We start from the raw sequence: 19,588 nt of genomic DNA on the forward strand, positions 1-19,588 counted from the left end.
AATTGACCAGCCCAATTTTGCCCAGTTTTCGCTGCCTGGTGAGCCAGCTTTTCTAAGGGGCCAACTGTTGCTGTCTAGGATTGTTGGGGTTAAGGCTCATACTAGGAATTTGTAACACTTTGCGAGATCGCCTCAACTTTTGCCATAGTAAAGAGAATCAAGTGAGATTGAGGAAGTGCTATGGAACCTGTAACCTTAGCAGCAGGCTCGATCGCCCAACTTGCGTTCAATGAATTCATCAAGTCGAGTACGGGGGAAGCCGCTAAAAAGCTGACGGGAGAAGCATTAGCAAAAGCAAATGAGCTGCGAAAGGCAATCTGGGCACAATTCAGGGGGAACGCACGGGCTGAGACTGCCCTGGCTAAGGTGGAAAAAGAGGGAACTCCTGCGGCTTTAGAAAAGGTGACAAAGTACCTCGACCTGGAAATGGATGAAGACCAGACATTTGCAGCGGACGTGTAGCAGATGGCCAATCAAATTATCAATGTCCACAATCAAACCGCCGATGTGGCTGACCGGATTTATCACCAAAATGCTGGACGAGACATCTTCAATATTGAGGATGCAGGACAGGGCAACAAGTATGGTGGGTCTTGAGTGTGGGGCCAACGGGTGACCAAAACGCAGACCGTGATATTTTTAACGTCAAACAGGGAGACGTTAATGTCTACAACTATGCACCCTTGACGGAGATCGATGTCACGCTGGATGAAACACTGCCGCCCTACTATCACTGGCAACCGCGCCAGGAAGAACAGCAAATTCTGGCAGACCTGACGACGGATGTGCGATTGATTCAGATCTTGGGGGTAGGAGGCTACGGTAAATCTGCATTAGCAGCGCGTGTGTTTGAGCAGGTCGAGGGGTTTCATAAAAAATTCTGGGTCAGCTTTCGTCCTTTATTTTCTGAGCAAGAGTTTCCACCGTTTTAGGTCTTTGGGCGATGGTTTGGGCGATGGTTTGGCTATCAGCCCAGTCCTGATTGGACGGATGCTCAGCTCACGACGGAGGCATTGAATCGACTGGCCCAACAACGATGTTTGCTGGTGCTGGACAATTTAGAAACGCTACTGGAACCAACTGGGCAGTGGCGAGATCAGGGTTACTACCATTTCTTTCTACGTTGGTTTGAAACGGGGGGGCGGAGTATACTGCTGATCACCAGTCGGGAACGCCCTGATTTGCCAGCGAATCAGCTTGGCCACACTCGCTCCTACTCCATTGGCGGACTGCCTGTTGAGGCAGGGGTAGCCTTGCTCAGGGCGCAACAGGTGCAGGGCAATGAGCCAGAATTGCGGGAGTATGTGGTCGCAGCCGATGGGCATCCGCTGTTGCTGAATCTGACCGTCGGTTTCTTGAAAGAGGTAGCTGGAGATCACCCGCCCATTTCTGGGTTGCAACGGGCGGACTTGAATCTGCTGAAAATCGTGGGACTGCACCGGGGCGATCCCCAGACCAGTATTGAGATTGTGTTAAAGAAAAGCCTGCGGCGGCTAGATGAAACGCTGCTCGCAGTTTTGTTTGAGGTTTGGGCCTTTCCCATGCCCTTTACCCAAAAACTGTTAAAAATTGCCAGAGACTCCAGTGTGACCGAAGCTCAACTGCGACAACTGGCTAAGCGGTCATTGTTGCAAGAAACTTATCGTCCTGAAGGCTGGACATTTCAATTTCAGCCCTTGATTCGCACCTATTTGCAACAACAACTCCTAGATGTTTATCGCGCTACAAACAATCGCCTGGGGGAAGCCAACACGTTACAAGCGATCGGCGATGTGCTGCAATTTCTTGACCGTCGCAGCGAAGCCTTGACGAACTATGAGCAGGCGATCGGTCTGTATCGGGAAGTGGGTGATCGCCTGGGGGAAGCCAACGTTCTGCAAAAGTTTGGTAAGTTGCAGGAAGACCCACAAGCAGGCTTAGGATATCTGCAACAGGCACAGAGCATTTATGAGCAGATTGGCGATCAATACAGCCAGAGCCGCAACCTACTCTTTGTGGCTGCTTGCCAAATCCGGCTGCAAAAGATCGATGCCGCCATTGCGACCCTGCAACACTCCGCTGCACTGGCCAGCACAATTGGTTACGAACCGTTGCAACAATACGCGCTCGATCGCATTACTGAACTGCAACAGCCCGCTCCTGCTCCAAGGGCACAATTGTCAGTTTTCGTCTCCCGTTTAAAAGGGTGGCACTACATTTTATTAGGAGTGTCAGCATTGATTTTGGTGCTGCTCATCCAGTGGATAACTCACAAATAACACGTTCCAGGGAACGGAAAGGACATGGGCGGGGTAACCAGTTCTATCGCAACATACCCTCATTTATAGCGGTTTTCACTGGGGCAAACGCGATCGCTGTTGGTTGTGGGTAGAGGGCGATCGCAGATAGACGCGACCCAACCATCCGGCGGGGGGTACAGGTAGCCAGGGTGAGATCGACTCAGGAACCCGTGCGATCGCCCCGCTGGTTGGACATGGCCTGTTTAACCCATGATCGTCTTCAGCCATCGCTGTTCGGCATCAGATAACGGCGGTGGTGACGGTTGGCGACTGTAATCGATCGTCAAATCATAGTCGGCTTCCTCATAAACCTGATGGATCGCCTGCGATAAATCCAGCGGTACATCCGCATCAGAGGGCAGCAACGGAATCGGGATGGTCGGCAATGGCTCCTGCATGTTCAGCGCCCACACAGCGATGCGATCGCCGGCACGAGTGACGCTAATACAGTAATGAGACTTGGGCAGCAAAGACTCCACAATGGCTCGCCTGCCGCGCCGAATCAAGTCAATCTCAACCAGATGCACTCCTGATCGGATCAGGCGATCGCGCTTTTGTTGGTACTGCTCAAAACCAAGCTGACGTTTGTTTGCGTAGAAGAGAATTTCGATACAGGTGACCAATCGATTGCCGGTTACTTCTCTCACTTCAACCGTGGGAATTCGCAGCGTGATGGGCGGTGGGAGAGTTAGGGTTGCTGGGGTAAAAACAGCCGTTTGTTCTTTGGTCAAGCCAGAAGAATCGGATGTTTTGACCACTTCCACATCCGGATAGATGATTCCCAATTCCTCACTTGAACTGGTATCTTGCACCGTGGACACTTCCAGCCGTGCGGCATAACGAGGTCGCAGCAGCGGCGTTAAGAGTGCGCGAATCCGACTGGCTAATGCACTGTGCAAGTCTTGAAACAAATATCCTTCCAGATAAGGGTTCATGCCTGGAAACTGGGGCATGGGCTACCCCAGCGAGTTCTGAGTGAGCTTGACTGTCAGAATGCTTTCATTATGAATGATACCCCCTCGTTCTGTGAGCACGCGATCGCGGTTGGTCGTAATTAGGACTTGCTGAGGAAGTCTAAAAGGCTTACTGAGTATCCAGCATCAGGACACGAAGCCTGCCTGGACAAAATGACGCACCCGAAGGGATCAGCTTCGCTGCGCGCCTGTTACGGCATCGGTCAGGTTTTGCTATTGCATGACCACGAAGGAAATACAGTCAGTTAAGCCCCAGCCTTTATCGGGGCGGGATTGATAGAGAGCGAGGGCTTGCATCAGGAGTTCGGTATCGACGCTGACGATTTTGATGTTGTCGGTACGATAGCACTGCTGGATGAATTGAACGGCTCCGTTGCGGTTGAATACGCTCAAGGCATTACCAACTTCAGCAAAGATGGCTTCTGTGATCCAGACTTCGGAGGCGGTACGAACACGGGGAAACAATTGTTTGGCCTGGTTGTGATAGTCGTCGCGGGGATTGAGCAGGGCTTGAATGAATGCGGTGTCGAGAAACAAGCGCTCATTGCTTATGATTCAGGTTCCTGATGTTTGGGGGTGCCGTAGAGGTAATGATCATGTTCGGCTGACCAATCGGCAGGGGCTTCAACGGTTCCAGTGAGGGATTCTCATACATCCCAGGCATTATCAGAAGATTGTAAGTGTTGCTGGTGAAGAGTCGTGACAAACTGTCAAACCTTTTGTTGCAGGTCATCTGGCAAATTATTCATTTCTTCAAGGACTTTTGTAATGATGGGACTACTCATAATTTGTTTCTCTAAAGTTCTTCAAAAGGAGGAGAGGTAGCTGAATTCTGACAACTCTCACTCTGGCATTTTGACACAATCATCTGTGATGAATTCGCTGGCATCGGTGACACAGGGCGGTAAACAACAAAGTCTTATTACTTTCGGCACAAAATGCCATGCTGAACGGGGAAAATTACAGTGACCCCTCGCACAGAATATACGGATAGAGTCATGCCCATTCAGCTTAAAGTCATTCAGGATACGCTTTTCAAGCAAACCACGGAAAATGCCTCCCAACTGCCACCAGAGGATAAGGTTTCGGTCGCTGCTGGGACGATTCTGGATATTCATTCCTGGAAAGTGGTGAACCAGAATCACCTGAGAGTTGCTTTATTCGGCAGTTTTTTAGGAACGCCACCCCGCAATACCTGGTGTGTGTTTACTCCCCACGTTCAATTATTCAGACCTCCCAGCTTAAAAGTACTGCGCAATACAGTCTTCAAACAGGCTCCTGTCGATTCTTCCCAACTCCCTGCGACAGACAAGATAGCCATTCTGGCAGGGAGAGTGTTTAATTTGCAGTCCTGGGCAACGGCCAACAATAATCACTTGAAACTAGCCCTGCTTTGGGACGCTTATGGTAATCCACCCCGAAACACCTGGTTTGCCTATGCCCCTGATATTCAGTTCATCAATACCCAGCCTGTCGTTGTTCCCATTCCTCCTCCTCCTCCCTTCGATAACTTACCCAGTAGCAAGAATCTCAACATTCCCTATGATAGTCAGTTGGACAATGAGTTCAATCCTACCGGGGCGTGCAATGTCACTTCTTTTGCAATGGTGATGACTTATTTTCAAATCAAAGGGACAGGGACAGGGCAACTAGCCGACGAACTCTATCAATACATGGAAAAAAATGGCTTGAGCCGTTGGGAACCGAATGACTTAGCCAAGATGGCAGCCGCCTATGGACTGGTGGATGAGTTCACGATGCGAGGTCGATTATCCGATTTGCGGAAGGCGATCGCAGAAGGACGGCCCTGCATTATTCACGGCTATTTCACCAGCTTTGGTCATATTATTGTGGTGCGGGGATATGACCCGTATGGCTTCTTCGTCAACGATCCCTATGGCCAGTGGACTTCTACTGGCTATCGTAATGATCTGTCTGGGAAAAATCTGTACTATTCCAACCGTTTAATTCAAGCCAAATGTTCCCCCGAAGGTGAAGATTATATCTGGTTCCATAAGTTGTCAAAAAAACGATGAGAAGCGATCGCTGGCCTCAATTAAGGCACTGCGAATGCCCGGTTCCATCATCGAATGTCCAGCATCGGGGATGATGATGAATTCTGCTTCTGGCCATGCCTGGTGCAGTTCCCAGGCAGACACCATTGGACAAACCACATCATACCGGCCCTGCACAATCACTGCCGGAATATGGCGGATGCGATCGACCTTTTCAATCAACTGGTTGTCTGACTCAAAGAAGCCTTTGTTCATGAAGTAATGGCATTCAATGCGAGCAAAGGCAGCGGCAAACTCATCTGCTGCAAAGGTACTGATTAAAGCCGGATCCTGAAACAGTTTGCTGGTGCTGGCTTCCCAGATTGACCAGGCACGGGCGGCTGTGAGTTGCACAGTGCGATCGGGATCCGTCAGACGTTTGTAATAAGCCCTTAATAAATCTTGTCGTTCATTGGGTGGAATTGGTTTCAGGTATTCTTCCCAAGCATCGGGGAAAATATAACTGGCTCCTTCTTGATAAAACCAGTGAATCTCTTTCTGCCGTAATAAAAAAATACCCCGTAAAATCAACCCTAAACAGCGTTCTGGATGAGTCTGACTGTAGGCCAGAGACAAGGTACTACCCCAACTGCCGCCAAATACCACCCATTGATCAATTCCTAAATGGGTTCGCAGGGTTTCCATATCTGCCACCAGATGCCAGGTGGTATTCTCTCGCAACTCAGCGTGAGGAGTACTTTTGCCGCATCCCCGTTGGTCAAAGATAATGATCCGCCAACGATCGGGGTTGAAATATTGCCGATACATAGGAATGCTGCCTCCTCCCGGCCCCCCATGCAGGAAAACAACAGGTTTGCCCTGGGGATTCCCAGATTGCTCGTAATAAATTTGATGCAAGTCGGAAACCTGCAACATCCCTGACTGATAAGGGGTAATCGGCGGATACAGCTCTCTCATGACATGGTTCAGCCCAACGGTTTGCTGAATCCATGCTACAGCTAGATTGGGGAATCTTAATTTCTAGTTCCTCTGAAACCATTCCCAACCGCAAGTATTTGAACTTACCCCGCTCTCCAGCAAAGCCCAAAAATTGTCCTTCAAAGTTAAATTCCATGCGTTAGGGATGAGAGTAGCTCATAGCTCGGTGTGTTAAGCCCACATTGAACTTAACATTCAAAACTGATACTCAAAACTTCTCAAGCAATCCTTCTAGCTTCTACTGTTTGCGGCAACTTCAGCAGTTCTTGCAGATCGGCGATCGCGAGTTCCCAGCCGTTAGCCAGTGTAAAGATTTTTTCGTTATCTTTTTTAGCTTCTTTGACAACTTCTTCTTCTAAATCTTTTTGGCTACATAGACTGTGAGATGACCAAGATTATTACGGCGTAACATGACTTTCATTAATTTTCCTCTGCAGATTCAAGTTCCTTGTAGCGACAATCGACAACATAGCCTGTTTACATAAAATGCACGGCATAAATGTAGTAACTTTGCAAATAAGTTCCAATACTGACGATGTAGCCAACATCACCCTTTTTAGCCAAGATTACGCCAATATCTTTTCTGGAAAAAGTATCATCATTACGAATTAGCTTTCGCAATCACATTTTTTGACCAATATCAAAAATAGGGAGAGAATCGATTTTAATTTTATTGGTTTGTATGGGATCTCATAGTGAAGGGAGAACAGGGGTCAGGAATTAGTCTAATTTGAAAAGCGGCAGAAAACTTGTAGGATATGTAGTTTGCAAGATGGATTGGTGATCACATAGAGATCTAATAGGCAACGATTAATCACAGTACAATCCATTATAATTTGAATTACCTTGTAGATGGCTACAGTTAATGACTGGATATAGTGAAAGTTTTAATCCTATGACTATAGAAAACTCGCGTGAGAACCCCGGTCTTTTAAGCCGGGGATGAAACGCAGCCGCAGGCTTTAGCCTGCCCGTTACTTACCAGTCTGAGATTTGATGTACTGCTTAACAGTGGCAGTTGATCAGGAAAACCGCGTTCCCCTCATGCCGATACTCATGATCTTTAGCTGAGAGTTTAGCCATAAATTTATACTCATTTTTGTTGCTCAGTGCTGGTATCACAACGAGTAAGGAGATAATACATTTGTTCGGTTGTCAGCCTGTATTGATTGATTCAAGCCCGATTCTAGAGTTTGTCTGCGAGGAAGCAAACAAGCTCTCTAATTGTGGTATTTACTACTCTCAGGCTTCATTCTTGGATAACGATTTCTTGCCAACCATCGGTGAAAAACCCGATAGCTGGAAGTCGTCAGGGAAAAGAACGAAGCCAGGTTTGTTTAGGACTGCTCTGAACTGGTACATCAACGCAGACTGTAATGGCGCTGCCAACATTCTGCGTAAAGTAAGCATGACGCTGGGCTTAGACCTTAGCGGAGTGTCTAGGGGCGCTTTGACTCGTCCCCAGAGAATCAAACTCTGGTCAGCTAATGGAAAAGTGAAGGGGCACGGCTTTAGCCTGTCCCGTAACATCCGTTTAGAATCCCCGCGCATTCACGCCGGGGAGTAGTCAATCCCTAGAAACTGAATTGGGTTCTCAGGTTGAACACGTACACATTAGGGTTGCTGTCAAAGTTATTAGGGTTAAAGATGGCATAAAAGGCGGGAACCAGGGCAAGGTTGTCCGTGATGGGATAGTAGTAACTGGCTTCCAACTCGTACATGGTGCCACCATCGCCTCCCCCAGCGGCAAAGTAACGTCTGCCACTGCGGATATCCATCGGCATCAGGAAGGTAACCACCCCTAATGCTCCCTGCTTCAGCAGATCGGGGAAACCCAAACCTACCTGGAAGGATTGCACACTCACCGCTCTGTCAATGGGTTGCAAGCGGATATCGCTATAGCCGTAACGTCCGAAGATGCCAAATCCATTGGTAATGGCCCAGTCAAAGTTAACTGCAAAGAAATTTGCTGTGGCAGACTTTAATCCACCACTAAAGCCGTTCGCGATCGCAAACTCAGGGCCAGCATCTAAATAACCATAGGGAATGGGTTCACCCACAGCCCCCCCAACCTGGCCAAAGACCGCCTGCAGCCTGGAATAGTTGTACATCAAGCGCAAGTTGAACTTGGGGGAAGGGGAGAAGGTTAACTCGGCTGTTGTCGTATTGCTACCTCCAAATAAACCAAAGTTGGGATTGCTGGAGGTGTTCAATCCAGGAATTCCACCAGGCAGGAATTCCGTATTCTCACCCAGGTAGGCGGCTGCAAAGCGCAGCTGGGGGCTGATGTCCCACTCAATGACGGCTCCCGACCCGCGATCAATCGCATTGGATTGGGTACTGCCGATCGAATCAAAACTGCTAGCTCCGGTCAGGAAGAAGGTGTAGCGGTTAAAGTCAAAGTAGCGATACCAATTCACCCGGGGGCCAACCGTCACCTTTACAGCTTCACCCAGCGGGAAGGTATAGAACAAATCGTGAATCACCACCTGGGAACTGCCATTCACTGGCCCAGCCGATTGATCCGTAAAGGGAACTCCCCAGGAATTAAAGAACCCTGCTGAAGCGAATTGGTTCGCGGGTGAAATTCCATTCCCGGCAGCCAGTTGAGTTACCAGGCTATCTCTTCCGGTAAAGGAGGTATTGAGCGTCAGCCAGGTTAAATAGCTAAAGGTGATCTGAGCCTTATCTGTGGTTTGCACCAGCGGTCTACCGGTAACTGGATCTCGTCCAGCTAAACGAATATCCCCATTAGGAGCGGCACTGGGTGCTCTGCCATTAACGGGAATGGCTTCAAACTGAACGTTTTTCCCACCGGATGTCGCTCCTGTAGCATTAAACCAGGTCAACCCACTGAGCTTGGTCGTTGTGGAAAACTGCTGCTTTTCCAGGGTGGCGGTACGTACTTCCAGGGCATCCACCCGACCTCGAAGGGCAGAAAGCTCAGCCGCAAAGGCTTCTTGCAGCTTTTTCACGGTTTCCAGGTCTTCCTTTCTGACAAAATCAGCCGTGGCTGCGGCAATCAGTTCCTGAATTTTGTCCAAACAAGCATTCAGACCAGCGGCAAATTCCCAGCGGCTGAGCGCGCGATTGCCGCGATAGGTCTTATCGGGGTACCCCACAATACAGCCATAGCGCTCTACCAGAGATTTCAGTGCCTGATAAGCCCAGTCGGTTGGCTTGACATCCGTTAACTGAGAAACAGACGTAACCTGAGCTATATCTCCGCTCGGAGCAGAAGTGCCTTGGTGCAATTCGGCGACCCCAGACAGAGTATCCATTGCTCCAGAAGGTTCGTCTGCAATAGCTTCCGGTGTTGCAAACCCTAATGCGGCCCCAGAAATTAACAGTGCTGCCCCAAAGGCGGTCGATCGATTCTGCCTCAACCCATTGAAAAAAAGACAATTTGTCATTGAACCTCACACCAAAAGTACACACCAAAATCTACTAGGACACTCGTCCTCCTCGATAGGCGAGCATAACAGAATGACCAGGCCAATTATGTAATTTCTGCCACACCCGGAAGACGGATCTTGGCCAGATTATAGTTACTTTAAGGTGTCAAATACAAACCACTGGCCAGTATTCATGATGGGCTTTTCTGGAGATCTGCCTCTTCACCAACTGCAACCCTTAAGTCATTTTTCCAATCGTGCGGAAGATTACGCTCGATTGCGGTCTACTTATCCAACGGCTGCGATCGCGGCTATGCTCGATGGCTTAAGTATTTCCACTGACCTGATTACTGCCGATGTAGGGGCCGGAACAAAATGAATCGCCGTCTTTGAATAACTTCAAGGACAACGATTCGTTGACATCTTATTGAGAACTGTTCAAATTAAGGAAGCCACCGGCTTCTGCTTAAGCTTCCTGTTTGCGCTGCAGCCGCTTTCTGCCCAGGAAAGCTCCGCCTGCAGCGATCGCTCCCAGCATCGTGGTGGGTTCTGGAACAGCCGCAGAGTTACCACCATCAGACTCAGGCAGCAGACCACCAATTACTTTATCACTGCCGCCCCCAGCATTGACTTGCTGGAAGCGACCAACCACATCCAGAGACCCATCGCCAATTCCGGTTTTGAAAGCCGATTCCACAGCGCTGGCAGTTAAATTTGTCCCGCTAAACAGGAAGCTCACTGTTGTAGACTCACCTGCCTTTAGTCCTGCTGTCAGATTCCCACCCGCAAAGTTACCGGTGCCAGCGGAACGGATCCCCACGTCAAAGGTGCCATAGGGCTGCAAGGCTGCGTTTTGATAAAGATTTGTGAACGTGCTGGTTCCGGCATTGTAGGTGAAGTTCTTAATTAGCGAGGGTAAATCAAAGCCGACACCAACAAGAGTGGCTTGGGTAGCTCCCAAACCCAGGCTTCCATTAGTTGTATTTTGATGCCCAGATTCAATAGAACGTTGGAGCCATCCTGCACAAAGTTAAAGTCTAATAATGCGCTGGCACCAGTATTTTCAGTGCTTCCGTTGGCGGGATTGATAGACAGGGTAAATGCTTCTGCAGGGTTGCTGGCGAACATGGATGAAGCGATCGCCAGACCAATAGCAGTAGACAGAGCCAGGGAAGGTGAATTAATCCGATTCATGATGTTTCTTTCCTACTTAATTCGCTTGGATGAAGTTCAGTTCGTGTTAGATGCTCATGAATCTAAAAATCACCCATCAAACCAGGCTACAACTTGCGCCAAAACACTGAGAAAAGCGGGGCTAAGCGATATCTTCACCTTTCAGCAAAGCAATGGAAAAGTACTGATCAATTGAAAATTGCTGTAAATCCAGTCCACGCTAACGGCCAAGCTAAAGAGCGAACAGTACACTTGAGGAAGTGCGATCAACGAAGAGGGCGATCGTGCTGTACCGGAGTTTTTCCTGTTGTTTAATTGATTAACCTTACTATGGCAATCCGCAAAGATACTATCTTCGAGCGTTTTTTAGCTCCGGTGCTCAAATTATTTGTCAATCTGGAGGAGCTAAACCAGCTCTATCAAAGTATTGATTGGCAAACTGTCAGCCAGCGTTTAACCAATCCGGCAGTCATTTATCCGACTTACTACAGCAGTCAAAACTTTCACGGCATTGAAGGTGGTTATCTCACAACTGGAGCGGCTGTATCCTACGATGCTGTGACTCATTATGCGCTGCCTCCGGGAGAATCACTGGTACGGCAGGCATTAATTGATGCCATTCAAACCAAACCGCGCCGAATTTTGGATCTGGGCTGTGGCACTGGGTCTACAACCTTGATGCTGAAGCAGGCGTTTCCTGATGCTGAGGTGATTGGCCTGGATCTGTCTCCTTATATGTTGGTGGTAGCCGAGTACAAAGCACAACAGGCTGCAGTGAATATCCAATGGCGACATGGAAAAGCAGAACAAACTGGATTTCCATCGGCCTCCTTTGATCTGGTGACAGCCTCCTTATTGTTTCATGAAACCCCACCCGCGATCTCCCAGGCGATTTTGCGCGAAAGCCTGCGACTGCTAACGGTGGGTGGAGAAGTGTTGATTTTGGATGGCAATCAAAAAGTGCTGCGGCAAACGGAATGGCTAACCAACATTTTTGAAGAACCGTACATCCAGGACTATACGGCGGAAAGTGTGGATGCCTGGATGGGAGCAGCCGGATTTGGGGCCATTCAAACTCAGGATGTGTGGCTGCTGCATCAACTGACACGCGGCGTAAAACCCATCAAAGCTCAGTCCGTCAATTTTTCTGATCTGGATGTGGTGATCGACGGCATAGGGCAATGGGCACCGGGATAGTACTGCCACGCGGAATGAAAAATTCCCTCCTGAGTTGAGAATCAGGAGGGAAGGGAAGATTGAACTTGCGAGTGAAACCTTGTTTCAGTCCAGAGCTATCTCTTTTATAAGAGAACTATTGTTGGCTTGCTGGACTTAGCTAAATGGCTAATTCGGCTCAACCACCTGCGATCGCGGGAATAATGCTGACTTCATCCCCATCTTTGAGAGGAGTTTTCACGCCATCGAGAAAGCGAATGTCTTCACTGTTGACGTAGAAGTTAACAAAGCGACGCAGTTCACCGTTGTTGTCGCATAAGCGGCCCTTAATACCAGGACAATTCGTTTCCAGGGATTCCAGCAACTCAGCGATCGTACTGCCCTGACATTCAACCGTAGCCTGGTCGTTGGTTAGCTTCTGTAAGGGAGTTGGGATCAGTACTTTAACGGCCATAATAAATCGTGAAATAGAGCTAATGGACAGAGAATTATGTGGTCGCGCCTAGTCGCCAGGGTAAGACCAACGGCGGAATAATGTGATGACATGCACAGGACTTTTGTGAAACCTTAACAGTTAAAGTAGACAGGCTTCACGGTTTATTAACAGCAAGTAGCTTACATCAGGACTAAACCAGCACCTGTTGCCATTCCAGGCGATCCAGGGTGCGAGAACGCTCTAACGCCCGCTCGAAGCTATCCAGTTTGGGTTCGATCGTCAGCGGTTCACCGACATACCCCTGAACGGCTTCCTGGGTTTTCAGCCCATTGCCCGTGATGTACACCACGGTTGTTTCATCCGGGTCAATTTTGCCCGCTTCCACCAACTTCTTCAACACCGCCACGGTTGTTCCCCCAGCGGTTTCCGTGAAGATGCCTTCAGTTTCCGCCAGCAACTTGATGCCTTCGACGATTTCGGCATCGGTGACAGATTCAATATTACCATTGGTCTTCCGGGCAATATCGATCGCATAGACTCCATCAGCAGGATTGCCGATCGCGATCGACTTGGCAATCGTGTTTGGCTTCACCGGAGAAATAAAGTCTCGTTCTTCCCGGAACGCTTGAGCAATGGGAGAACAGCCTTCTGCCTGAGCACCACTGAACCGCACCGGCTTATCCTCTACCAGACCCACTTCTACAAACTCGCGGAAGCCTTTGTAAATCTTGGTGAATAGAGAACCCGAAGCCAGCGGTGCGACGATGTGATCGGGCAATTGCCAGCCCAATTGTTCTGCCACTTCATAGCCCAAGGTCTTGGAACCTTCAGAGTAGTAAGGACGCAGGTTGATGTTGACGAAGCCCCAACCGTGGGTATTGGCCACTTCCGAGCAGAGGCGATTTACCTGATCGTAATTGCCCTGGACGGCCATCACCGTGGGACTGTAGATTAACGTGCCCATGACTTTACCCGCTTCCAGATCCGCCGGAATGAAGACACAGCAATCCAACCCAGCATGAGCCGCGATCGCGGCAGTAGAATTCGCCAGGTTGCCGGTACTGGCACAGGACACAGTAGAAAAGCCCAGTTCCCGTGCTCGCGTTAAAGCGACGGATACCACCCGATCCTTAAAGCTGAGGGTGGGCATATTCACTGCATCATTTTTAATGAACAGCTTGTTCAAACCCAACCGCCGAGCCAGCCGATTGGCCTGCACCAGCGGAGTCATCCCCGTTCCCACATCGATCGGCTGATCACTTGCGACGGGAAGAAAAGCCCGATACCGCCAGATCGAGTTAGGGCCAGCCTGAATCGTTTCACGGGTCATGGTTTGCCGTATCGTGCTGTAGTCATAGACAACTTCCAGTGGGCCAAAGCAATATTCACAAACGTGGATAGCCTTCGACTCATACTCCGCTCCGCACTCTTTACACTGCAAGGCGCGGAAGGTAGCAGCGGACTTTGTTTTCAGTTGGGTTTGAGTCATGGGTTGAGTCTCTCAAGGGTGGTTAACGCACAGTTAATCTTCATTGTTGGGGATAGTAACACGGTGAAAAAGCATGGTCAAACATATCCGACTTTTTTAGTCGGGATTAATTCAGAGGTTCGGACTTGCCGCAGCAGAAAAACACCCAGCCTGATGATCAATCCTTTGCACAATCTAATGCTTCTCAGATTCCAGCAATCGGAGTTCTCGCAAGATTTTTGAATCAATTGGAAGATGCGCGGCAGAACTCCGATTGCTTTGGTTTGGCGATCGCTTATGCAGTGGGGCGACGCTTTACGCTTGAAAAGCAATTAAAGATTTGCAGAGGCTACCACCCGACACACAGGCCCGTATTCTCGAATAAAGTGGAACTGATGTAGGATGATTCACAAAGCATAATGATTCAACTCAATCCTGAGTTTCTCAAGAAGAATGGTAAACCGGAGTTCGTAGCTTTGCCTGGCTGGACAAGAACTAGCGTCCCAAAATCCGGCAAGCTTGCCAAAACCAGGGCGGCAGCAGCTTCGCTGAACAATTCCTATAATTCCTTTTATCGACAAGATGTTTATCGACAAGATGTTCCGGGGGCACAGCATGACACAAGACACCACCAAAAAGGAGAACGCCACGACCAAAGCCACGACAACCGCCACCACGGCCAAGACAACCTACGAAGGCACTGCCATTGCCCGCGCCATGGCGCGGGCAATGGCAGTGCCTTCGTAGGTTGTCTTGGCCGTGGTGGCGGTTGTCGTGGCTTTGGTCGTGGCGTTCTCCTTTTTGGTGGTGTCTTGTGTCATGCTGTGCCCCCGGAACATCTTGTCGATAAACATCTTGTCGATAAAAGGAATTATAGGAATTGTTCAGCGAAGCTGCTGCCGCCCTGGTTTTGGCAAGCTTGCCGGATTTTGGGACGCTAGTTCTTGTCCAGCCAGGCAAAGCTACGAACTCCGGTTTACCATTCTTCTTGAGAAACTCAGGATTGAGTTGAATCATTATGCTTTGTGAATCATCCTACATCAGTTCCACTTTATTCGAGAATACGGGCCTGTGTGTCGGGTGGTAGCCTCTGCAAATCTTTAATTGCTTTTCAAGCGTAAAGCGTCGCCCCACTGCATAAGCGATCGCCAAACCAAAGCAATCGGAGTTCTGCCGCGCATCTTCCAATTGATTCAAAAATCTTGCGAGAACTCCGATTGCTGGAATCTGAGAAGCATTAGATTGTGCAAAGGATTGATCATCAGGCTGGGTGTTTTTCTGCTGCGGCAAGTCCGAACCTCTGAATTAATCCCGACTAAAAAAGTCGGATATGTTTGACCATGCTTTTTCACCGTGTTACTATCCCCAACAATGAAGATTAACTGTGCGTTAACCACCCTTGAGAGACTCAACCCATGACTCAAACCCAACTGAAAACAAAGTCCGCTGCTACCTTCCGCGCCTTGCAGTGTAAAGAGTGCGGAGCGGAGTATGAGTCGAAGGCTATCCACGTTTGTGAATATTGCTTTGGCCCACTGGAAGTTGTCTATGACTACAGCACGATACGGCAAACCATGACCCGTGAAACGATTCAGGCTGGCCCTAACTCGATCTGGCGGTATCGGGCTTTTCTTCCCGTCGCAAGTGATCAGCCGATCGATGTGGGAACGGGGATGACTCCGCTGGTGCAGGCCAATCGGCTGGCTCGGCGGTTGGGTTTGAACAAGCTGTTCATTAAAAATGATGCAGTGAATATGCCCACCCTCAGCTTTAAGGATCGGGTGGTATCCGTCGCTTTAACGCGAGCACGGGAACTGGGCTTTTCTACTGTGTCCTGTGCCAGTACCGGCAACCTGGCGAATTCTACTGCCGCGATCGCGGCTCATGCTGGGTTGGATTGCTGTGTCTTCATTCCGGCGGATCTGGAAGCGGGTAAAGTCATGGGCACGTTAATCTACAGTCCCACGGTGATGGCCGTCCAGGGCAATTACGATCAGGTAAATCGCCTCTGCTCGGAAGTGGCCAATACCCACGGTTGGGGCTTCGTCAACATCAACCTGCGTCCTTACTACTCTGAAGGTTCCAAGACCTTGGGCTATGAAGTGGCAGAACAATTGGGCTGGCAATTGCCCGATCACATCGTCGCACCGCTGGCTTCGGGTTCTCTATTCACCAAGATTTACAAAGGCTTCCGCGAGTTTGTAGAAGTGGGTCTGGTAGAGGATAAGCCGGTGCGGTTCAGTGGTGCTCAGGCAGAAGGCTGTTCTCCCATTGCTCAAGCGTTCCGGGAAGAACGAGACTTTATTTCTCCGGTGAAGCCAAACACGATTGCCAAGTCGATCGCGATCGGCAATCCTGCTGATGGAGTCTATGCGATCGATATTGCCCGGAAGACCAATGGTAATATTGAATCTGTCACCGATGCCGAAATCGTCGAAGGCATCAAGTTGCTGGCGGAAACTGAAGGCATCTTCACGGAAACCGCTGGGGGAACAACCGTGGCGGTGTTGAAGAAGTTGGTGGAAGCGGGCAAAATTGACCCGGATGAAACAACCGTGGTGTACATCACGGGCAATGGGCTGAAAACCCAGGAAGCCGTTCAGGGGTATGTCGGTGAACCGCTGACGATCGAACCCAAACTGGATAGCTTCGAGCGGGCGTTAGAGCGTTCTCGCACCCTGGATCGCCTGGAATGGCAACAGGTGCTGGTTTAGTCCTGATGTAAGCTACTTGCTGTTAATAAACCGTGAAGCCTGTCTACTTTAACTGTTAAGGTTTCACAAAAGTCCTGTGCATGTCATCACATTATTCCGCCGTTGGTCTTACCCTGGCGACTAGGCGCGACCACATAATTCTCTGTCCATTAGCTCTATTTCACGATTTATTATGGCCGTTAAAGTACTGATCCCAACTCCCTTACAGAAGCTAACCAACGACCAGGCTACGGTTGAATGTCAGGGCAGTACGATCGCTGAGTTGCTGGAATCCCTGGAAACGAATTGTCCTGGTATTAAGGGCCGCTTATGCGACAACAACGGTGAACTGCGTCGCTTTGTTAACTTCTACGTCAACAGTGAAGACATTCGCTTTCTCGATGGCGTGAAAACTCCTCTCAAAGATGGGGATGAAGTCAGCATTATTCCCGCGATCGCAGGTGGTTGAGCCGAATTAGCCATTTAGCTAAGTCCAGCAAGCCAACAATAGTTCTCTTATAAAAGAGATAGCTCTGGACTGAAACAAGGTTTCACTCGCAAGTTCAATCTTCCCTTCCCTCCTGATTCTCAACTCAGGAGGGAATTTTTCATTCCGCGTGGCAGTACTATCCCGGTGCCCATTGCCCTATGCCGTCGATCACCACATCCAGATCAGAAAAATTGACGGACTGAGCTTTGATGGGTTTTACGCCGCGTGTCAGTTGATGCAGCAGCCACACATCCTGAGTTTGAATGGCCCCAAATCCGGCTGCTCCCATCCAGGCATCCACACTTTCCGCCGTATAGTCCTGGATGTACGGTTCTTCAAAAATGTTGGTTAGCCATTCCGTTTGCCGCAGCACTTTTTGATTGCCATCCAAAATCAACACTTCTCCACCCACCGTTAGCAGTCGCAGGCTTTCGCGCAAAATCGCCTGGGAGATCGCGGGTGGGGTTTCATGAAACAATAAGGAGGCTGTCACCAGATCAAAGGAGGCCGATGGAAATCCAGTTTGTTCTGCTTTTCCATGTCGCCATTGGATATTCACTGCAGCCTGTTGTGCTTTGTACTCGGCTACCACCAACATATAAGGAGACAGATCCAGGCCAATCACCTCAGCATCAGGAAACGCCTGCTTCAGCATCAAGGTTGTAGACCCAGTGCCACAGCCCAGATCCAAAATTCGGCGCGGTTTGGTTTGAATGGCATCAATTAATGCCTGCCGTACCAGTGATTCTCCCGGAGGCAGCGCATAATGAGTCACAGCATCGTAGGATACAGCCGCTCCAGTTGTGAGATAACCACCTTCAATGCCGTGAAAGTTTTGACTGCTGTAGTAAGTCGGATAAATGACTGCCGGATTGGTTAAACGCTGGCTGACAGTTTGCCAATCAATACTTTGATAGAGCTGGTTTAGCTCCTCCAGATTGACAAATAATTTGAGCACCGGAGCTAAAAAACGCTCGAAGATAGTATCTTTGCGGATTGCCATAGTAAGGTTAATCAATTAAACAACAGGAAAAACTCCGGTACAGCACGATCGCCCTCTTCGTTGATCGCACTTCCTCAAGTGTACTGTTCGCTCTTTAGCTTGGCCGTTAGCGTGGACTGGATTTACAGCAATTTTCAATTGATCAGTACTTTTCCATTGCTTTGCTGAAAGGTGAAGATATCGCTTAGCCCCGCTTTTCTCAGTGTTTTGGCGCAAGTTGTAGCCTGGTTTGATGGGTGATTTTTAGATTCATGAGCATCTAACACGAACTGAACTTCATCCAAGCGAATTAAGTAGGAAAGAAACATCATGAATCGGATTAATTCACCTTCCCTGGCTCTGTCTACTGCTATTGGTCTGGCGATCGCTTCATCCATGTTCGCCAGCAACCCTGCAGAAGCATTTACCCTGTCTATCAATCCCGCCAACGGAAGCACTGAAAATACTGGTGCCAGCGCATTATTAGACTTTAACTTTGTGCAGGATGGCTCCAACGTTCTATTGAATCTGGGCATCAAAATACAACTAATGGAAGCCTGGGTTTGGGAGCTACCCAAGCCACTCTTGTTGGTGTCGGCTTTGATTTACCCTCGCTAATTAAGAACTTCACCTACAATGCCGGAACCAGCACGTTCACAAATCTTTATCAAAACGCAGCCTTGCAGCCCTATGGCACCTTTGACGTGGGGATCCGTTCCGCTGGCACCGGTAACTTTGCGGGTGGGAATCTGACAGCAGGACTAAAGGCAGGTGAGTCTACAACAGTGAGCTTCCTGTTTAGCGGGACAAATTTAACTGCCAGCGCTGTGGAATCGGCTTTCAAAACCGGAATTGGCGATGGGTCTCTGGATGTGGTTGGTCGCTTCCAGCAAGTCAATGCTGGGGGCGGCAGTGATAAAGTAATTGGTGGTCTGCTGCCTGAGTCTGATGGTGGTAACTCTGCGGCTGTTCCAGAACCCACCACGATGCTGGGAGCGATCGCTGCAGGCGGAGCTTTCCTGGGCAGAAAGCGGCTGCAGCGCAAACAGGAAGCTTAAGCAGAAGCCGGTGGCTTCCTTAATTTGAACAGTTCTCAATAAGATGTCAACGAATCGTTGTCCTTGAAGTTATTCAAAGACGGCGATTCATTTTGTTCCGGCCCCTACATCGGCAGTAATCAGGTCAGTGGAAATACTTAAGCCATCGAGCATAGCCGCGATCGCAGCCGTTGGATAAGTAGACCGCAATCGAGCGTAATCTTCCGCACGATTGGAAAAATGACTTAAGGGTTGCAGTTGGTGAAGAGGCAGATCTCCAGAAAAGCCCATCATGAATACTGGCCAGTGGTTTGTATTTGACACCTTAAAGTAACTATAATCTGGCCAAGATCCGTCTTCCGGGTGTGGCAGAAATTACATAATTGGCCTGGTCATTCTGTTATGCTCGCCTATCGAGGAGGACGAGTGTCCTAGTAGATTTTGGTGTGTACTTTTGGTGTGAGGTTCAATGACAAATTGTCTTTTTTTCAA

26 protein-coding genes and 1 pseudogene are annotated in these 19,588 nt (G+C 49.2%); 12 read left to right on the forward strand and 15 right to left on the reverse strand.

Features of this window, described 5'->3' with window-relative positions:
• The first annotated feature begins 180 nt into the window (after positions 1-180).
• The 4 genes from ACUVQO_RS13770 (at position 181) to ACUVQO_RS13785 (ending at position 2,258) form a co-directional block, all read left to right on the forward strand.
• Positions 181-462 carry a hypothetical protein gene (locus tag ACUVQO_RS13770; RefSeq protein WP_445926444.1) on the forward strand — a complete coding sequence of 94 codons (282 nt, stop codon included), beginning with the start codon at positions 181-183 and terminating at the stop codon, positions 460-462.
• 3 nt (positions 463-465) lie between these two features.
• Positions 466-597, forward strand: coding sequence for a hypothetical protein (locus ACUVQO_RS13775; protein ID WP_445926445.1), 132 nt, complete (start codon positions 466-468; stop codon positions 595-597).
• The gene (locus ACUVQO_RS13780; protein ID WP_445926446.1) at positions 594-932 is read left to right on the forward strand and encodes a hypothetical protein; all 339 of its coding nucleotides are present in this window, start codon (positions 594-596) and stop codon (positions 930-932) included. The genes ACUVQO_RS13775 and ACUVQO_RS13780 overlap by 4 nt, the downstream gene beginning before the upstream one ends.
• Before the next feature lie 81 nt (positions 933-1,013).
• Positions 1,014-2,258 carry a tetratricopeptide repeat protein gene (locus ACUVQO_RS13785; protein ID WP_445926447.1) on the forward strand — a complete coding sequence of 415 codons (1,245 nt, stop codon included), beginning with the start codon at positions 1,014-1,016 and terminating at the stop codon, positions 2,256-2,258.
• Between the two features lie 75 nt (positions 2,259-2,333).
• Here ACUVQO_RS13785 and ACUVQO_RS13790 read toward each other — a convergent pair whose 3' ends face one another.
• The 3 genes from ACUVQO_RS13790 to ACUVQO_RS13800 form a co-directional block, all read right to left on the reverse strand.
• The gene (locus ACUVQO_RS13790) at positions 2,334-2,507 is read right to left on the reverse strand and encodes a hypothetical protein (protein WP_445926448.1); all 174 of its coding nucleotides are present in this window, start codon (positions 2,505-2,507) and stop codon (positions 2,334-2,336) included.
• On the reverse strand, positions 2,483-3,232 hold the full coding sequence (locus tag ACUVQO_RS13795) for a DUF4058 family protein (RefSeq protein ID WP_445926449.1): 750 nt from the start codon (positions 3,230-3,232) through the stop codon (positions 2,483-2,485). The genes ACUVQO_RS13790 and ACUVQO_RS13795 overlap by 25 nt, the downstream gene beginning before the upstream one ends.
• Before the next feature lie 234 nt (positions 3,233-3,466).
• Positions 3,467-3,790: a type II toxin-antitoxin system VapC family toxin gene (locus tag ACUVQO_RS13800; RefSeq protein WP_445926450.1), complete on the reverse strand. Its 324-nt coding sequence runs from the start codon at positions 3,788-3,790 to the stop codon at positions 3,467-3,469.
• 461 nt (positions 3,791-4,251) lie between these two features.
• Here ACUVQO_RS13800 and ACUVQO_RS13805 point away from each other — a divergent pair, with 461 nt between their 5' ends.
• The gene (locus ACUVQO_RS13805; protein ID WP_445926451.1) at positions 4,252-5,289 is read left to right on the forward strand and encodes a C39 family peptidase; all 1,038 of its coding nucleotides are present in this window, start codon (positions 4,252-4,254) and stop codon (positions 5,287-5,289) included.
• Here ACUVQO_RS13805 and pip read toward each other — a convergent pair.
• From pip to ACUVQO_RS13825, 4 genes and pseudogenes are all read right to left on the reverse strand, one after another.
• On the reverse strand, positions 5,275-6,225 hold the full coding sequence (gene pip, locus ACUVQO_RS13810) for a prolyl aminopeptidase (RefSeq protein ID WP_445926452.1): 951 nt from the start codon (positions 6,223-6,225) through the stop codon (positions 5,275-5,277). The two genes, ACUVQO_RS13805 and pip, sit on opposite strands and share 15 nt — an antisense overlap.
• Before the next feature lie 239 nt (positions 6,226-6,464).
• Positions 6,465-6,667, reverse strand: a pseudogene (gene nifT / locus ACUVQO_RS13815) (putative nitrogen fixation protein NifT).
• Positions 6,668-6,723: 56 nt separating this feature from the next.
• Positions 6,724-6,867, reverse strand: a complete 144-nt coding sequence (locus ACUVQO_RS13820) for a nitrogen fixation protein NifZ (protein WP_445926453.1) — start codon at positions 6,865-6,867, stop codon at positions 6,724-6,726.
• Positions 6,868-7,820: 953 nt separating this feature from the next.
• Positions 7,821-9,527 (reverse strand): iron uptake porin, encoded by a 1,707-nt coding sequence (locus ACUVQO_RS13825; RefSeq protein ID WP_445926461.1) that lies wholly within the window; start codon positions 9,525-9,527, stop codon positions 7,821-7,823.
• 277 nt (positions 9,528-9,804) lie between these two features.
• Between ACUVQO_RS13825 and ACUVQO_RS13830 the strand changes: the two genes are divergently transcribed.
• Positions 9,805-10,020, forward strand: coding sequence for a hypothetical protein (locus tag ACUVQO_RS13830; protein WP_445926454.1), 216 nt, complete (start codon positions 9,805-9,807; stop codon positions 10,018-10,020).
• An 87-nt stretch (positions 10,021-10,107) separates the two neighbouring features.
• Here the strand turns inward: ACUVQO_RS13830 and ACUVQO_RS13835 are convergent, their stop codons facing one another.
• Positions 10,108-10,602: a PEP-CTERM sorting domain-containing protein gene (locus ACUVQO_RS13835; RefSeq protein WP_445926455.1), complete on the reverse strand. Its 495-nt coding sequence runs from the start codon at positions 10,600-10,602 to the stop codon at positions 10,108-10,110.
• Positions 10,548-10,835 (reverse strand): hypothetical protein, encoded by a 288-nt coding sequence (locus ACUVQO_RS13840; protein ID WP_445926456.1) that lies wholly within the window; start codon positions 10,833-10,835, stop codon positions 10,548-10,550. The genes ACUVQO_RS13835 and ACUVQO_RS13840 overlap by 55 nt, the downstream gene beginning before the upstream one ends.
• Before the next feature lie 309 nt (positions 10,836-11,144).
• Here ACUVQO_RS13840 and ACUVQO_RS13845 point away from each other — a divergent pair, with 309 nt between their 5' ends.
• Positions 11,145-12,011 carry a class I SAM-dependent methyltransferase gene (locus ACUVQO_RS13845; protein WP_445926457.1) on the forward strand — a complete coding sequence of 289 codons (867 nt, stop codon included), beginning with the start codon at positions 11,145-11,147 and terminating at the stop codon, positions 12,009-12,011.
• A gap of 157 nt (positions 12,012-12,168) precedes the next feature.
• Here the strand turns inward: ACUVQO_RS13845 and ACUVQO_RS13850 are convergent, their stop codons facing one another.
• Both ACUVQO_RS13850 and thrC (ACUVQO_RS13855) read right to left on the reverse strand, forming a co-directional pair.
• Positions 12,169-12,444, reverse strand: coding sequence for a MoaD/ThiS family protein (locus tag ACUVQO_RS13850; protein WP_233744507.1), 276 nt, complete (start codon positions 12,442-12,444; stop codon positions 12,169-12,171).
• A gap of 172 nt (positions 12,445-12,616) precedes the next feature.
• Complete coding sequence (gene thrC / locus ACUVQO_RS13855; protein WP_445926458.1) at positions 12,617-13,915, reverse strand: threonine synthase; 1,299 nt, start codon at positions 13,913-13,915, stop codon at positions 12,617-12,619.
• A gap of 125 nt (positions 13,916-14,040) precedes the next feature.
• Between thrC (ACUVQO_RS13855) and ACUVQO_RS13860 the strand changes: the two genes are divergently transcribed.
• Positions 14,041-14,295 (forward strand): hypothetical protein, encoded by a 255-nt coding sequence (locus ACUVQO_RS13860; RefSeq protein WP_445926459.1) that lies wholly within the window; start codon positions 14,041-14,043, stop codon positions 14,293-14,295.
• 94 nt (positions 14,296-14,389) lie between these two features.
• Here ACUVQO_RS13860 and ACUVQO_RS13865 read toward each other — a convergent pair whose 3' ends face one another.
• Both ACUVQO_RS13865 and ACUVQO_RS13870 read right to left on the reverse strand, forming a co-directional pair.
• The gene (locus ACUVQO_RS13865) at positions 14,390-14,911 is read right to left on the reverse strand and encodes a hypothetical protein (RefSeq protein WP_445926460.1); all 522 of its coding nucleotides are present in this window, start codon (positions 14,909-14,911) and stop codon (positions 14,390-14,392) included.
• Positions 14,912-14,929: 18 nt separating this feature from the next.
• Complete coding sequence (locus tag ACUVQO_RS13870; RefSeq protein WP_445926459.1) at positions 14,930-15,184, reverse strand: hypothetical protein; 255 nt, start codon at positions 15,182-15,184, stop codon at positions 14,930-14,932.
• A 125-nt stretch (positions 15,185-15,309) separates the two neighbouring features.
• Here ACUVQO_RS13870 and thrC (ACUVQO_RS13875) point away from each other — a divergent pair, with 125 nt between their 5' ends.
• Complete coding sequence (gene thrC / locus ACUVQO_RS13875) at positions 15,310-16,608, forward strand: threonine synthase (RefSeq protein ID WP_445926458.1); 1,299 nt, start codon at positions 15,310-15,312, stop codon at positions 16,606-16,608.
• A 172-nt stretch (positions 16,609-16,780) separates the two neighbouring features.
• The gene (locus ACUVQO_RS13880; RefSeq protein ID WP_233744507.1) at positions 16,781-17,056 is read left to right on the forward strand and encodes a MoaD/ThiS family protein; all 276 of its coding nucleotides are present in this window, start codon (positions 16,781-16,783) and stop codon (positions 17,054-17,056) included.
• A gap of 157 nt (positions 17,057-17,213) precedes the next feature.
• Here ACUVQO_RS13880 and ACUVQO_RS13885 read toward each other — a convergent pair whose 3' ends face one another.
• A complete protein-coding gene (locus tag ACUVQO_RS13885; RefSeq protein ID WP_445926457.1) occupies positions 17,214-18,080 on the reverse strand; it encodes a class I SAM-dependent methyltransferase in 867 nt (288 codons plus the stop codon).
• 309 nt (positions 18,081-18,389) lie between these two features.
• Between ACUVQO_RS13885 and ACUVQO_RS13890 the strand changes: the two genes are divergently transcribed.
• On the forward strand, positions 18,390-18,677 hold the full coding sequence (locus ACUVQO_RS13890; RefSeq protein ID WP_445926456.1) for a hypothetical protein: 288 nt from the start codon (positions 18,390-18,392) through the stop codon (positions 18,675-18,677).
• A complete protein-coding gene (locus tag ACUVQO_RS13895; protein ID WP_445926455.1) occupies positions 18,623-19,117 on the forward strand; it encodes a PEP-CTERM sorting domain-containing protein in 495 nt (164 codons plus the stop codon). Before ACUVQO_RS13890 ends, ACUVQO_RS13895 begins: the two co-directional genes overlap by 55 nt.
• Before the next feature lie 87 nt (positions 19,118-19,204).
• On the opposite strand, the gene ACUVQO_RS13900 is transcribed toward ACUVQO_RS13895, so the two are convergent.
• Positions 19,205-19,420 (reverse strand): hypothetical protein, encoded by a 216-nt coding sequence (locus ACUVQO_RS13900; protein WP_445926454.1) that lies wholly within the window; start codon positions 19,418-19,420, stop codon positions 19,205-19,207.
• Between the last annotated feature and the right edge of the window lie 168 nt (positions 19,421-19,588).

The sequence above is a fragment of the Leptodesmis sp. genome (assembly GCF_052746595.1).